Source organism: Ruegeria sp. CDSC025 (assembly GCF_059610805.1).
On sequence record NZ_JBXWOJ010000007.1, the window covers coordinates 65,165 to 79,319 of the forward strand.

Consider the following 14,155-nt stretch of genomic DNA (forward strand, 5'->3'; position numbering starts at 1 on the left):
CCGCACCATGCTCAAAGGTGCGGCCGACGTATGGAGAAAACCAATGAATACGCAAGCAAATAGTGTCAGACAGGTAACGGTTGAAATCGTACACGGCTTTGTCGACGGTGGCGCCGGTGGAAATCCCGCAGGCGTCGTCCTGGATGCTGATGAATTGGGCGAACAGGATATGCAAACCGTCGCGGCAAGGGTTGGATTGTCCGAAACGGCCTTTGTGTCGCAGTCCAAGACAGAGGGCTTCAAACTGGATTTCTTCACACCGAACAGGCGCATCGCTCATTGCGGTCATGCAACAATTGCCGCCTTCTCTCACCTTGACGCGCTGGGCCGGATTCCCAATCCCAACACCTCGAAGGAGACAGTTGATGGGCCAAGGCGCATACTAATGAAAGAGGGTGCCGCCTATATGGAACAGCTGGCCCCAAAATACGCGATACCAGAGGACTGGGTGGAAAAAGGTGTAAGCATCGACGATGTACTGAACTCCCTTGGGATCAACAGACATCATCTTGATCAGGAAATACCACCGGTTTTAGTCAATACCGGTAATAGTTTCATTGTCATCGGCCTCGCTGATGCCGATGGTCTTGCCAATGTGAAACCAGATTTTGCCAAAATCACGCAAATCAGCGAACGACTGGATTTGATCGGCTACTACGTCTTCACAAGAGACCCATCGGCGACCGACCGAGACGCTACAACCCGCATGTTTGCGCCCCGATACGCGATTGAGGAAGAAGCCGCGACGGGGATGGCTGCGGGGCCCTTAGCATGTGTATTGCACGACTTTGTCGTATCATCTCAACGATCATTTCAAATCGAACAAGGGGTGTTTATGAACCCGGCGAGTCCGAGCCTGATAAAAGTCGATCTGGAAATCGACAATGGAACAATCTCTGGCCTCTTGGCAGGTGGTTTCGGCAAGGTCATGTGCTCGCGTCGAATTAGTTTCTAGCGTTGCGCTCGCGGCGAATGGCTGGCTTGGCGGGCCGCACCGCAGCAACGACGCCCATCGGGCCACGTCCGAATTGGGCCGTCCGCTGAATTTTGCAAAGTCCGGATTCCTGCGCATCGCTGGCCTTACGGCACGGACAAGCACTTTGTGTTCTCGGCTCAACGCTACAACTGATCTAGATTTCACGACTGAGCTGATTGAACGGAATAGTTTCTCCCGCTTGAACTTTAGTGCAGTTTCGAATGTTTGTTGTGAGCTCTTTTAGGCTTTCACCGTCAATGCAGCCATCAACAAGTGGAGGACGGTATTCAGCAGCAACCTCGTGGATCAATTCTGACGCGCGAAGCAGATCAAATTGCTTTCTTGTAACACCAAGGTAGTCTCTGGCCTGCAACCCATCCCAATACCGCTTCCTATCCAGATAGATGTTCGAAATTTCGAAGCGTGGAATCATCGTATGCCGGTGCCCATACCCGCTACGGGCTTGCTTTCCGGCAATTTGACCTGACTGAACCTCAGCCACCAAGCGCTGTGCAGAAATTCCCAGTTCCTTGGCCGCTTGTTTAGCCGAGACTCATTCCCGAGCTTGCAACGGCGTTAGCTTTCCCAGGTAGGTTCCCTTGAACTCGGTTGAAGCAGCACGCGACACTGCATCTCTGAAAGGCTGGTACGCATCATCTTCGAACTTCATAAGTCTTTGATACCAGCTTCCGAGCATGGACGGCACAGAGTTGGATTCTGAATTTCCTGCCAGTATCAACCCTCGAACGTGTTCTTCGAACCCATTTGGCCAATGGTCAAATACAGTTGCCAACGGCTCAATCAGTTCCAACGAATCTGCAACGCTTTTGGGTGTTTGTGTTTTCCCAGACTTGCCCGTGCGGTTCTGAGCGAAACCACTCGCTAGGAAATTAATAAAAGCGCCAATGTCTTTTGGGACCTGACGCCCTCCTGCAAGGTCAAGAAACCGCTTGCCAACCGTTGAATCTCCCGCAATCAAGGCGGAGATGATCACTTCGTGGTCCTTTGCTGCCACCCGTGGGAAATTGGAGTAGCTAAAGCCACATCTGCATTTATCAAAGCCGCCGGACGTCGGACGCAATGTGGTTTTGCAGACAGGGCAAACATCTTGAAGACGCGTTTTGTGATGGTGACAGGCTGTCACCAAGTAATGACGCCAAGTTTGTTGAAAGGGTAAGCCATCGGCAAGACATGAAGGGCAAATCGGATCGCTATGATGCCGCTCGAAACGCCAGTTTAAGCTGGGTGACTCAGGTTTAGCAGAAGGGGAGATAGTAACCAACAAACCTTTCTCTAAGCCCATCTCTTGCTCAAAGTGCTCAATGTTCTCGACTAGAATTCGCCCATACTTCCGCCGGAACCGTGTCAAAAATTCAGAGACATCTCTGTATCCATTTACATGGGCTAGACGACGCAAGTATCCGATAAGGCTCTCGCCTTTCAATGGTGGTACTGCAAACAAACCCGGCACCTCATACACCTCGCATAATCGCAAGCTCATGCGACGTCATAGGCTCTACTTCGAGACCAGCATCTGCCATGACTCTGATGTATGACCTGATCAGCTCAGTATCCGATGGTGGTTCTTCTTGAAAAAACGACTGATACGGATCTCGCTCCAGGCCTGAATCCGTCGCTGCCCTGGCAATCGTTTTGGTGCTGTATTGTGAATTTTGGGCACCCAATGCCAGGGGCGCGCGCAGCACTTCCAACGCCACTGGCACACGTCCGCCGGAAACACCGTACAATCGCCGTACCATATCGTCTTGGTCAAACTCCAAAAGGATGCCGGACTCCTCAAGACAATAGAAGGCAGCAAAGATTGCATCGCAGAACGCGATACGATCAGCCTCAACGCTCCACCAATAGAGGGCGCGACGGACCCAATGATGCTTGGTTTTGTTTGGGACAGTCCACTTGGCACCGCCGCGATTTGGCGAGGAATGGGTGAACTCGCGATATTGGCAATTCTGCTCCCGCGCGTCGGGCAGTGGATCGCTTTGGCGGGCAGCCTTGCCATAGCGATTTCCTTTGCTCAGGTGGGACACTCGCTCGGAGAGCCCAGGGGGCTTCTCGCAGTCTTGCTGGTTCTGCATCTGCTGGCTGCCGCGTTTTGGGTCGGTGCTCTCCTGCCCTTACGCAAAGCAGCGCTCGCTTCCACTGGGGCCGATCTACTGCACCACTTTGGTAGTGCCGCTGCTTATGGAGTTGCCGTCCTGATTGTTGCGGGCGCAGCGCTCGCGTGGTTGCTTTCGGGTTCACTGGCCGCCTTGTTCGGAACGGCCTATGGATTGGTGCTTTTGGTCAAGGTAGTGATCGTTTCCGCCCTTCTTGGCATCGCGGCGCTGAACAAGCTGAGATTTGTTCCGGCTCTCAGGGCTGAGACGCGTGGCGCGACACTTGCTCTACGACGTTCGATTTCGATAGAGATTCTCGCTGTTGTTCTGATCCTGCTTGCAACGGCGACCCTAACCAGTGTGACGACACCTCCCATCAATCTCTGACGGCTTTGGGTCCGAAGCAGGAGCTGCAAATCCTTGTTACGAATGTCTGCTTTGGGCTGGAAGCGGCCATCCGAAAACCTTCCCCGGCAATACGGCGATGGCGCGAAACAAGCAAAGAATGAGACCCGAAGATATGGAGCCTCGAACCAAGAAAGTTGAAGGTTAATGCGCCCAAAGTTTTGGGCTAAAAATGCAACTCTTTGGGCGAAATGCAAAGCTATGGGCGCACCTACAAAAATTCAGAAGTCCAGATTTTCGACGCTCAGAGCATTTTTCTGTATGAATTCACGGCGCGGTTCCACGACATCACCCATCAATTTAGTAAACAGGTCATCAGCTTCGAGCATATCATTCACCCGCACCTGCAACAGCGTCCGTGCATCCGGGTCCAACGTGGTTTCCCACAGCTGATCTGGGTTCATCTCGCCCAGTCCCTTATAGCGCTGCAGGGACAGGCCCTTTTCACCCTCTTCCAGAATGGCACGCAACAGATCCAGCGGACCGTGGATGGCCTGCGACCGGTCGCGGCGGATCAGGGTTGCGGATGTGTTATAGATCTCCTGCAGGCTTTGGGTAAAGCTGCCGGTCTTGCGCGCTTCGCCCGAGCGCAGCATCGGGCCGTCCAGCGTACGCACCTCTTCAACGCCGCGCAGAATACGAGCCAGGCGGATGCCGTGATCCTGCGTGATCCGACCCTGCCAGCCACGTTCGTATTCCAATGCGATCAGGTCAAGACGGGCTGCGACCTTGTCGGCCACGCCTTGCAGATCGGCATCAACCGCACCGGGGACAAAGGCACCGGCCACGGCGGCCTGTTCCAGAATGTGGCGCGGATAGTGCGTCGGGAATGCATCCAGAACGCGTTTCAGCTGGCGCGCTTCGTCAACCACGCGCGCCAAGTCCTGGCCGGACAATTCCTCGCCCGAACCCAGTTTCAGCACCGCACCCTCGACGCCCTGATTGATCAGGTAGTCATCCAATGCCGCCTGATCTTTCAGATACACCTCGGACTTACCGCGCGCGACCTTATAAAGCGGCGGCTGCGCGATATACAGGTATCCGCCCTCGATCAGCTCTGGCATCTGCCGGAAGAAGAAGGTTAACAACAGCGTCCGGATATGTGCACCATCCACATCCGCATCCGTCATGATAACGATCTTGTGGTAGCGCAGCTTTTCGATATTGAACTCATCGCGGCCAATGCCCGTGCCCAGCGCCATTACCAGATTACCGATTTCCTGGCTCGACAGCATCCGGTCGAACCGTGCACGCTCCACGTTCAGGATTTTCCCACGCAGCGGCAACACGGCCTGTGTCAAACGATCCCGACCTGTCTGAGCCGAGCCGCCAGCCGAGTCCCCTTCGACCAGGAAAACTTCGGTCTTTGACGGGTCCTTCTCGGAACAATCCTTCAGCTTGCCGGCCAGATAGTTCACATCCATCGCCGTTTTGCGGCGGGTCAGTTCACGGGCTTTTCGTGCGGCTTCACGGGCCAGAGCAGCCTCGATGATTTTGCCCACGATGATTTTGGCTTCATTTGGGTTTTCCTCAAACCATTCAGCCAGCTTCTCGTTCACCATCCCTTCGACCGCCGGGCGGACCTCGGAACTGACCAGCTTGTCTTTGGTCTGTGAGGAAAACTTTGGATCCGGTACTTTGACCGACAACACGCAGGTCAGGCCCTCGCGCGCGTCATCGCCCGTAAAGCTGACCTTTTCCCTTTTCGCAATGCCGCTAGATTGGGCATAGTTGTTGATCGTGCGGGTCAGCGCACCCCGGAAACCCGCAATATGAGTACCGCCATCGCGCTGAGGGATGTTGTTGGTAAAGGGAAGAACTGACTCGTGATAGCTGTCATTCCACCACATCGCGATTTCGACACCGATATCGTCCCGCTCACCCTTGATATAAATCGGCTCGGGCATGGCAGACGACTTCGACCGGTCGAGGTATTTGACGAATTCCTTCACGCCGCCCTCATAAAACAGCTCGGTTTCCAGCCGTTCTGCGGGGCGTTCGTCGACCAGGATGATCCGCACACCCGAATTCAGGAAGGCAAGCTCGCGCAGGCGCTTTTCCAGCGTCTCGAACGAGTATTCGAGGTTCGAGAACGTATCAGTCGAGGCCAGAAAGCGCACCTCAGTCCCCGTACGGTCACCACATTCGCCGACCACTTTCAGATGCTCGACGGTTTCGCCCCCTTCGAACCGGGCAACATGTTCTTTGCCCTTGCGCCAGACGCGCAGTTCCAACCAGTTGGACAGCGCATTCACAACCGAAACGCCCACGCCGTGCAGACCACCAGACACTTTGTACGAGTTGCTGTCGAACTTACCGCCCGCATGCAGCTGGGTCATGATGACCTCGGCGGCGGACACGCCTTCTTCGGGATGGATATCCACCGGAATACCACGACCGTTGTCGCTGACTGAGACGCTGGAATCGGCGTGAATTTTCACTGTCACATGGTCGGCATGACCGGCCAGAGCTTCGTCAATTCCGTTGTCGACAACCTCATACACCATATGGTGCAGACCCGAGCCGTCATCGGTGTCGCCGATATACATGCCTGGGCGCTTTCGAACTGCCTCTAAGCCTTTGAGAACCTTGATTGAATCCGCGCCGTATTCTTGCGGTGCCTGTGCGTCTTCGGACATGCCGTTAGTACCTATATTATTTTGGTAACTTATACGTTCTCTGGTGGGGAATGTCACGCGATCCCCCAATATTTTGTGCCAGAGTTTGGATTTTCAGCCGATCAAAGCTGATCGAGGTCTGCGGCGATATCTGCGGCGATTTCCTTGGCGTCGACGTCTCTGCGTTCAGCGGACAATCGCAGGCCCAACAGGTCGGATTGATAGCGCGCCGCAAGCCGCTCTGGATCGTGGTCAGGACCGATCTCTCGGGCCTGTTGCGCCTGCCTAAACAGCGTTGCAAAACATTGCTTCATCTCAGCCATATGCCGGCTGGCTTTCTGCGCTAGCTGGTGATCCCTTGCCTGCAATTCGGCAAAGGTCTTGGCGAGCATACAGGCCTGCACCGGCGTTTGGCTGGAATCGATCACAATCTGCGGCTGCGTCTTTAACGCGGCCAGCGGCCCGATGTCTTCTGCCAGCGCTGTCAGCCGCGCTACACCGTCCTGCGTGTAACGTTCCAGCGCCAGCGCATAAAGCGCGTCTTTTGACCCAAAGGCCGCATAGAAACTGCCTGGCTTCAACTTCAGCTCGCGCTCCAGATCCTTCAACGACGTCCCGGCCCAGCCATGGCGCCAGAATATGTCGCGGGCCTGCGCGATCAGCGCGTCTCGGTCATAGGCAGGTTTGCGGGGCATCGACATCACCAATTCTTGAACGGTCACTCAAATATATACTTGAGTGATCGCTCAAGAAAGACTATTTCCGACTCAGACATCAAAAAATGGAGCATCCACATGGCCGATTTCCCATCCCACGACCTGACCACCGCCCCCGAAGGGTCCAAACCTCTGTTGGAAAAATCTCAGGCCGCGTTTGGCCGCTTGCCCGGCCTGCATAAGGTGATGGCCGAAAGCCCACAGCATCTGGAAGGCTACCAGGTTCTACATGGCCTCTTCATGCAGACCGATTTCGACAATGACGAAAAAACCGTCGTCTGGCAGACCATCAATGTCGAGAACGAGTGCCACTATTGCGTGCCCGCCCATACCGGCATCGCCAAGATGATGAAGGTGTCGGATGACATCACCGAAGCGCTGCGCAACGAAACCGCGCTGCCCAATGCCAAGCTCGAGGCGCTGCGGACATTTACGCTGCAGATGATGCAGACCCGTGGCAATCCCACCGAGGCGCAGCTGCAAGCCTTCTTTGACGCTGGTTATTCGCACCGCGCCGTGTTGGACGTGGTGCTGGGCCTGGCGCAGAAAACCATGTCGAATTACGTCAACCACATGGCACAGACCCCAGTCGACGAAGTAATGCGCGGCTTCTTGTGGGAACGTAAGGTCAGCGAACCGGCCTAATCGACGATCGAGCCCTCATCACCTTCGGTGACAACCAAGGTCTGGGCGCGGTCCCCCAATTCTGCAAACAGTTCAGGCCCGGTGCCCGTCATCCAGGCCTGAGCCCCCAACGCGCAAATCTCTTCATAAAGCGCGGCGCGGCGCCCGGCATCCAGATGGGCGGCAACCTCATCCAGCAACACAATCGGCGGTGCCCCGATCATCCCGGCCAAAGCGCGCGCGTTGGACAGGATCAGCGAGACCAGCAGCGCCTTTTGCTCACCGGTCGAGCAATCCTTGGCCGGAACGCCCTTGGCGGCAAAGACGCCGTACAGGTCAGACCGGTGTGGCCCGACCAGTGTGCGCCCCGCCGCCAGATCGCGAAAGCGGCTTTCATTCAGCCCCTCTCGCAGATCATCCGCCGTTTCCGGCATGGCACCTTCGGTTTGAACCAGCTCAAGATCAGCCGATGGAAAACCCGTTTCGGCCTGATCCTGTGCTGTGCGCAGATGATCCAGAGCGGCCATGCGCGCCACATGGATGCGATGTCCGGTTTCGGCCATCTGCCCCTCGAGCGCGGCGTACCAATGGGCATCGCGCACCTGTTCTTTCAGCAGCCGGTTGCGTTCGCGCATGGATTTTTCATAAATCAGTGAGGCTTCGGCGTGGGCAGGATCAAAGCTGAGCGCGATGCGATCGAGAAATCGCCGCCGCCCCTCAGCCCCCTCGATCCACAGCCGATCCATCGAAGGAATCAACCAGACAACCCGCGCCAGTTTACCCAGATCAATCTGACTGGCGGATTTGCCATCAATCCGAACCTGCCGCGCCGTGCCGCCTTCGGACCATGTCTCGATCTCGTAATGCTGTCCCTGTGCTTGCAGCAGACCGGATAGCTTCCAGCCCAGCGCCTCGGGGCGACGCGTCATCTCGGCAGCACTGGCCCGCCGCATGCCACGGCCGGGTGAAAACATCGAAACAGCTTCAAGGATATTGGTCTTACCCGCGCCGTTGGGTCCGTGAATGGCAACCGGGCGGCCATCCAGCGACAGGCGCGCCAGTTTGTGAGAGCGAAAATGCGAGACCGTCAGTTCGGTCAGGGCCAAGGTCATGACCCCTCTCTTTCCTCAGCGATCAGCCCCCAAAGCCGATCAGACACGCATCGGCATGACCACATAGACCGCGCTCAGGTCATTGCCCTCGCGCATCAGGGTCGGATCACCAGCGGAGTTGAACAGGAACACCGCGTTTTCGCGATCCACCTGAGAGGCAATCTCCAGCAGGTATTTTGCGTTGAAACCGATCTCGAGCCGTTCATCTGAATAAGCGACGGCCAGCTCTTCTTCGGCGGCACCGCTGTCCGGGGCATTGACCGAAAGAACCAGTTTATCCGTATCCAGCTGCAGCTTGACCGCGCGCGAACGTTCAGACGAGACCGTCGCAACCCGGTCGACGGCCTGAGCAAACTCAGCCGCATCCACTTCCAGTTGTCGCGTGTTGCCCTGCGGGATGACCCGTGTGTAGTCGGGGAATGTGCCGTCGATCACCTTCGAGGTCAGCGTGATATCCGGCGTTGCGAAACGCACCTTGGTTTCGCTGACGGAAACGGCGATATCCATCTCGTCATCATCCAACAGCTTGCGCATCTCACCCACGGTTTTGCGTGGCACGATCACGCCGGGCATATCCGCAGCCCCATCCGGAAGGTCTGCGTCAATGCGCGCCAGACGGTGACCATCGGTGGCCACACAGCGCAGCACCTTGCCGCCTTCGGAGCCATCTGAAACATGCATATAGACGCCATTCAGATAGTACCGCGTCTCTTCGGTTGAGATGGCGAATTTCGATTTGTCGAACAAACGGCGCAGCAATGCTGCCGAAGCCGTAAAGTTCGACTGGTATTCTGATGAGGCCATAACCGGGAAATCTTCTTTCGGCAGAGTCGCCAGAGAGAAGTTCGATCGCCCGGCTTCAACCGTCAGGCGACCCGCCGCACTGTCGGCGGTCAGGGTGACCAACGCGCCATCGGGCAGTTTGCGCACAATTTCGTGCAGGGTTGTGGCGGCAACCGTGGTGGCGCCGGCCTTTTCCACCTGCGCAGGGGCCTTGTCGACCACTTCGATATCCAGATCGGTGGCGCGGAACATGGCCTGATCGCCTTCGGCCTCGATTAGAACATTAGCAAGTATAGGGATCGTGTTGCGTCGTTCGACGACTGATTGGGCCTGGGAAACGGCCTTGAGAAGGGTGCCGCGTTCGATGCTGATCTTCATACCCTTAATTCCTCTGACTTGCGTGCCGAAAATGGGCGGGACTGGCACGTTAGCGCCTCCGCCCTGAGGCACAAGGATTTTTTATGGATTTCTGAGTCGGTTTGCCCGCAGGGTCAAGAGGCGCGTGACCCTGCGGTCACAGTTCATAGCCAACCGTGGACTATTGCGCACAAAAAAACGCCCCGGCTATCAGGATCCGGGGCGCCTGTTTAATGCCTAGAAGATACTCAGGCTTCCAGCGCGCGACGCAGCATTTCCACGTCTTCGGCGATTTGGCCATCGGTTGTCTTCAGTTCTTCGATGCGCTTGACGCCATGCATGACCGTGGTGTGATCGCGTCCGCCAAACCGACGGCCAATCTCGGGCAAAGAGCGGCTGGTCAGCTGTTTGCACAGATACATCGCCACCTGACGCGGGCGCGCATAGGAGCGCAAACGCTTGGGGCCTATAATGTCGCTAAGGCGGATATTGTAATATTCTGACACTTTGCGCTGAATCTCTTCGACGGTAATCTTGCGTTCTGACGCGCGCAGCACGTCCGCCAGGCAATCCTGCGTCAGCTCCATGTCGATCTCGCGCCCGACAAGCGAGGCAAAGGCAAATAGCCGGGTCAAGGCCCCTTCCAAAACACGCACATTGGTCGAGATGCGATGGGCCAGGAATTCCAGCACCCCATCTACGATAGTCACGTCAGGATAGGTGCGGCTGTATTGCTGAACCTTGGTTTGCAGGATGCCCAGACGCAGTTCGTAATCAGTGGGATGCAGATCAACGACCAGACCGCATTGCAGGCGTGATTTCACACGGTCCTCCAGGTCCTTGATCTCGCCCGGAGCGCGGTCGGCCGAGATGATGATCTGTTTGTTCTGGTCTACCAGCGCGTTGAAGGTGTGAAAGAACTCTTCCTGAGTCGAATCCTTTCCAGCGATAAACTGGACGTCATCAACCATCAGCACATCGACCGAACGGAACAGGTGTTTGAAGTCCATCATCCGGCGTTCCCGCAGCGCCTGCACAAAGCGGTACATGAACTGTTCCGCCGACAGGTACAGAACATTCAATTCGGGATGTTTGGTCTTTAGTTCCCAAGCGATGGCATGCATCAGGTGGGTTTTACCCAGGCCGACACCGCCATACAGAACCAGCGGGTTAAAAGTCACGGGGCCACCTTCGGACACACGACGCGCGGCGGCATGGGCCAGCTCGTTGGGTTTGCCGACCACAAAGCTGTCAAACGTGAAACGAGAATCCAACGGCGCCGCCTGCAGGGATTCCAACGCATCATTCGCGGTCGCGGATAAAGTCTGCGTTTGCGCTTCCTGAACGCGGGCAGGCGCAGTTGCCACGTCGTTCGAAGGACGTACCGGCGAGTTCGCTGCCACTCGGAACGCGAGGCGCTGTACAGATTCTCCAGCGGTGTTCATCTCATACAGGATAAGATCCGCAAAATTCTGGCTCACATAATTGCCCATAAAGTTCGTCGGAACCGAGAACACCGCTACACCGTCCTGCAGCTCTTGGAATTCAAGAGGCTCGATCCAGGTGGTATAGTTGTTCTTTCCGATCGCCTTGAGCAGTTTGTTACGCAGTAGTCCCCATTTCTCTTGTGTCATTAAGCGCCTCACGCATCCCATTCTTTATTGGCCTGTCGGCCTTATTACTAAGCCCCGGTCGCCCGGATCACGATGTCACTCGCAAAAGGATACCCTGCGCCAAACCGCAGAAGTTTGGCGGGTTTGTCCCTGAAAGTCAGCACAATCCAAACTCGTGACATCCAGCACCTGAATATCCCGAAAAGCGGCCTGCGCTTCGCAATCTTATCTTTAGACAGGGCTCGGATCCTCGGTTACCCCAAGACCCTCAGCAGATCAGCAAACCGGTTTATCCGGATGCCAACATTCGTTCCTCGACCGCTCTGATGCCCGTCAGTACAATCGCAGGAACAGCCTGTCCCCCCAAGCGAGTGAATCGCTGTATCAGTGGTAACAAGAGGCCGACGTCTGCGGCAACGAAACTCTGATATTGACTCGGGTCTTTGTGCGAAAGAATCTCTCGGCAACGTGAAGACGCGGTATTCTGGCAACAGCAAAAGGGCGCCGCGATATGCGACGCCCTTCGGAATAGTTCAGCCATGCTTACGTGACCCTAGGTCACATAAAGACTCAGCTCAGCGCTTTGACGCGGGCCGACAGACGGGACATTTTGCGGGAGGCTGTGTTCTTGTGGAAGACGCCCTTTGTGACGCCGCGCATCAGTTCGGGCTGAGCTGCGCGCAGAGCAGCAGTTGCTGCGTCCTTGTCACCGGATGCGATTGCTTCTTCTACTTTGCGCAGATAGGTGCGGATACGCGAACGACGCGCTTTGTTAACGGCGAAACGCTTTTCGTTCTGACGAGCGCGTTTTTTTGCCTGGGGCGAATTTGCCATGTGTCTCTGACCTTTGTTCGGTACGGTTATGTAGAATGCGCGCCGCGGATATCCGCACCGGATCAGAATCACGAGTGTGAGTCGGGCCAAGCGGGCCGCACGCGCATGTATAGCGGCGGTGCATAGCCAAGTTTTCAGGCTTTGCCAAGCCGATTCTTCACTGCTGAACCGCGGGCAAGAAAAAGGCGGGCTCAGCCCGCCTGTTCGATACATATTTCGTGGCCGGTTTACTTGTCCCGGAACTGAGCCGAGCGTTTTTCCAGAAAGGCTGCCATGCCTTCTTTCTGGTCCTCGGTGGCGAACATCGAATGGAACACCCGGCGCTCGAACAACATACCTTCGCTCAACGGCACTTCATAGCTGCGGTTGACCGCCTCTTTTGCCGCCATGGTCGACAGTTGCGATTTCTCGGCAATTTTCTGGGCCACACCAATGGCTTCTTCGATCAACTTCTTGGCCGGTACAATCCGGCTGACAAGACCAGAACGTTCAGCCTCTTCCGCGTCCATGAAGCGACCGGTCAGATTCATGTCCATCGATTTTGACTTGCCGACGAACCGGGTCAGACGTTGGCTGCCGCCCAGCCCTGCAATAACGCCCAGATTGATTTCAGGCTGGCCAAACTTGGCAGTATCGGCGGCAATGATGAAATCGCACAGCATCGCCAATTCACAGCCACCGCCCAGCGCATAACCCGCAACTGCTGCAATGATAGGTTTGCGGATGGCCGAGATACGATCGTTGGCCTCGGCAAACAGGTTGACAGTGAAGACGTCAACAAAGCTCATCTCGGACATTTCCTTGATGTCCGCACCTGCGGCAAAGGCCTTGTCCGAGCCGGTGATGACGACGCAGCGTACCTTGTCGTTTCCATCCGCCTCTTCCAACGCGGTGCACAATTCACCCAGCAACTGAGTGTTCAGCGCATTCATCGCATCGGGGCGGTCGAGTTTGATGAGGGCGACGTGGTCTTCGATTTCGACGATGATCGTCTCAAAAGCCATGAGTTAAAGCTTCCGGTTGTTCCGTTCAGGTACGATTCCTTACCACGCGAAAAACTTGGATCAAGCTATCTTTGGCATTGCACACAATAGAAGGATGAGCGACCGGACTGGGTGATTCTCTTGATTTCTGCCCCGCACCCCCCTGTCCGGCAGGGCGCACCCTCGCGCCCGTAGACATCAAAGCTGTGCTGAAAATATCCAAGTTCTCCATCGGCTTGCCGGAAATCCCGCAGCGACGATCCACCTGCCTCGATCGCCTCCTGCAGCACTTGACGAATGATCGGAACCAACCCGGCAACGCGGGTTGAAGAAATCTGTCCCGCTTTGCGACGTGGCGACACTCGACCCCGATACAGCGCTTCGCAGACGTAGATATTGCCCAGTCCTGCAACGATTCCCTGATCCAACAGCGCTGATTTGACCGGTGTGTTCTTGCCTTTGAACGCTTCGATCAGATGCTGTTCATGAAAATCATTGCCCAAAGGCTCCGGTCCCAGGACCGATAACAGCTTATTATGCTCGGCGGTTGCCGTAGGTAGCAGGTCCATCGCACCAAACCGACGTGGGTCATTGAAGGTGATCCGGGCACCATTGGCCATGTGAAACACCACATGGTCATGTTTCTCGGGCATGGGATGGGTATGCGCAAATTGACCCAGCGGATCACCCGAGACCGTCATTCGCCCGGACATGCCCAGATGAATCAGTAACGTTTCGCCACTGCTAAGATCAGCTAGAATGTACTTGGACCGCCGCCGCAACCGATCGACCCGCTGGCCGGTCAGCCGTTCGGCCATCCGGTCAGGAAACGGCCAGCGCAAATCGGGGCGATTTACATCCGCCTGTTCGATCACGATACCTTCCATCGCCGGGGACAGGCCGCGTCTTACTGTCTCGACCTCGGGCAATTCGGGCATTTCCTGGCTCCTATTCCAAAGGGCCGCATTGTGCCCGGTTCTTATGGCCCTATAACAGAGGCGAAATTCGACAAACGGC

General features: G+C 56.1%; 14 protein-coding genes. 3 read left to right on the forward strand and 11 right to left on the reverse strand.

Annotated features, from left to right (window positions below; genetic code table 11):
- Positions 1-7: 7 nt before the first annotated feature.
- A complete protein-coding gene (locus AC2FH8_RS11780; RefSeq protein WP_496689837.1) occupies positions 8-955 on the forward strand; it encodes a PhzF family phenazine biosynthesis protein in 948 nt (315 codons plus the stop codon).
- Positions 956-1,130: 175 nt separating this feature from the next.
- Here AC2FH8_RS11780 and AC2FH8_RS11785 read toward each other — a convergent pair whose 3' ends face one another.
- Genes AC2FH8_RS11785 through AC2FH8_RS11795 form a run of 3 tightly spaced genes read right to left on the reverse strand, consistent with a single transcriptional unit; the run spans position 1,131 to position 3,072 of the window.
- Positions 1,131-1,478 carry a hypothetical protein gene (locus AC2FH8_RS11785; protein WP_496689838.1) on the reverse strand — a complete coding sequence of 116 codons (348 nt, stop codon included), beginning with the start codon at positions 1,476-1,478 and terminating at the stop codon, positions 1,131-1,133.
- A gap of 51 nt (positions 1,479-1,529) precedes the next feature.
- Positions 1,530-2,477 carry a TniQ family protein gene (locus tag AC2FH8_RS11790; protein ID WP_496689839.1) on the reverse strand — a complete coding sequence of 316 codons (948 nt, stop codon included), beginning with the start codon at positions 2,475-2,477 and terminating at the stop codon, positions 1,530-1,532.
- Entirely contained in the window at positions 2,449-3,072 is a 624-nt protein-coding gene (locus AC2FH8_RS11795) for a hypothetical protein (RefSeq protein WP_496689840.1), read from the reverse strand. Before AC2FH8_RS11795 ends, AC2FH8_RS11790 begins: the two co-directional genes overlap by 29 nt.
- Between AC2FH8_RS11795 and AC2FH8_RS11800 the strand changes: the two genes are divergently transcribed.
- Positions 3,058-3,480 carry a CopD family protein gene (locus tag AC2FH8_RS11800; protein ID WP_496689841.1) on the forward strand — a complete coding sequence of 141 codons (423 nt, stop codon included), beginning with the start codon at positions 3,058-3,060 and terminating at the stop codon, positions 3,478-3,480. The two genes, AC2FH8_RS11795 and AC2FH8_RS11800, sit on opposite strands and share 15 nt — an antisense overlap.
- A 239-nt stretch (positions 3,481-3,719) precedes the next feature.
- Here the strand turns inward: AC2FH8_RS11800 and gyrB are convergent, their stop codons facing one another.
- Positions 3,720-6,137: a DNA topoisomerase (ATP-hydrolyzing) subunit B gene (gene gyrB, locus AC2FH8_RS11805; protein ID WP_496689842.1), complete on the reverse strand. Its 2,418-nt coding sequence runs from the start codon at positions 6,135-6,137 to the stop codon at positions 3,720-3,722.
- A 101-nt stretch (positions 6,138-6,238) separates the two neighbouring features.
- Positions 6,239-6,811 (reverse strand): TetR/AcrR family transcriptional regulator, encoded by a 573-nt coding sequence (locus AC2FH8_RS11810; protein WP_282027287.1) that lies wholly within the window; start codon positions 6,809-6,811, stop codon positions 6,239-6,241.
- 99 nt (positions 6,812-6,910) lie between these two features.
- Between AC2FH8_RS11810 and AC2FH8_RS11815 the strand changes: the two genes are divergently transcribed.
- Positions 6,911-7,477: a carboxymuconolactone decarboxylase family protein gene (locus AC2FH8_RS11815; protein WP_142638218.1), complete on the forward strand. Its 567-nt coding sequence runs from the start codon at positions 6,911-6,913 to the stop codon at positions 7,475-7,477.
- Here AC2FH8_RS11815 and recF read toward each other — a convergent pair.
- The 6 genes from recF to mutM form a co-directional block, all read right to left on the reverse strand.
- Positions 7,474-8,568 carry a DNA replication/repair protein RecF gene (gene recF / locus AC2FH8_RS11820; protein ID WP_496689843.1) on the reverse strand — a complete coding sequence of 365 codons (1,095 nt, stop codon included), beginning with the start codon at positions 8,566-8,568 and terminating at the stop codon, positions 7,474-7,476. The genes AC2FH8_RS11815 and recF overlap by 4 nt on opposite strands.
- A 39-nt stretch (positions 8,569-8,607) precedes the next feature.
- Positions 8,608-9,729, reverse strand: a complete 1,122-nt coding sequence (gene dnaN / locus AC2FH8_RS11825; RefSeq protein ID WP_271950744.1) for a DNA polymerase III subunit beta — start codon at positions 9,727-9,729, stop codon at positions 8,608-8,610.
- Between the two features lie 227 nt (positions 9,730-9,956).
- Positions 9,957-11,342, reverse strand: coding sequence for a chromosomal replication initiator protein DnaA (dnaA, locus tag AC2FH8_RS11830; RefSeq protein WP_142638224.1), 1,386 nt, complete (start codon positions 11,340-11,342; stop codon positions 9,957-9,959).
- A gap of 549 nt (positions 11,343-11,891) precedes the next feature.
- The gene (gene rpsT, locus AC2FH8_RS11835; protein WP_496689844.1) at positions 11,892-12,155 is read right to left on the reverse strand and encodes a 30S ribosomal protein S20; all 264 of its coding nucleotides are present in this window, start codon (positions 12,153-12,155) and stop codon (positions 11,892-11,894) included.
- A 227-nt stretch (positions 12,156-12,382) separates the two neighbouring features.
- A complete protein-coding gene (gene acuK, locus AC2FH8_RS11840; RefSeq protein WP_496689845.1) occupies positions 12,383-13,159 on the reverse strand; it encodes an acryloyl-CoA hydratase in 777 nt (258 codons plus the stop codon).
- A 65-nt stretch (positions 13,160-13,224) separates the two neighbouring features.
- Positions 13,225-14,076 carry a bifunctional DNA-formamidopyrimidine glycosylase/DNA-(apurinic or apyrimidinic site) lyase gene (mutM, locus tag AC2FH8_RS11845; RefSeq protein WP_496689846.1) on the reverse strand — a complete coding sequence of 284 codons (852 nt, stop codon included), beginning with the start codon at positions 14,074-14,076 and terminating at the stop codon, positions 13,225-13,227.
- Between the last annotated feature and the right edge of the window lie 79 nt (positions 14,077-14,155).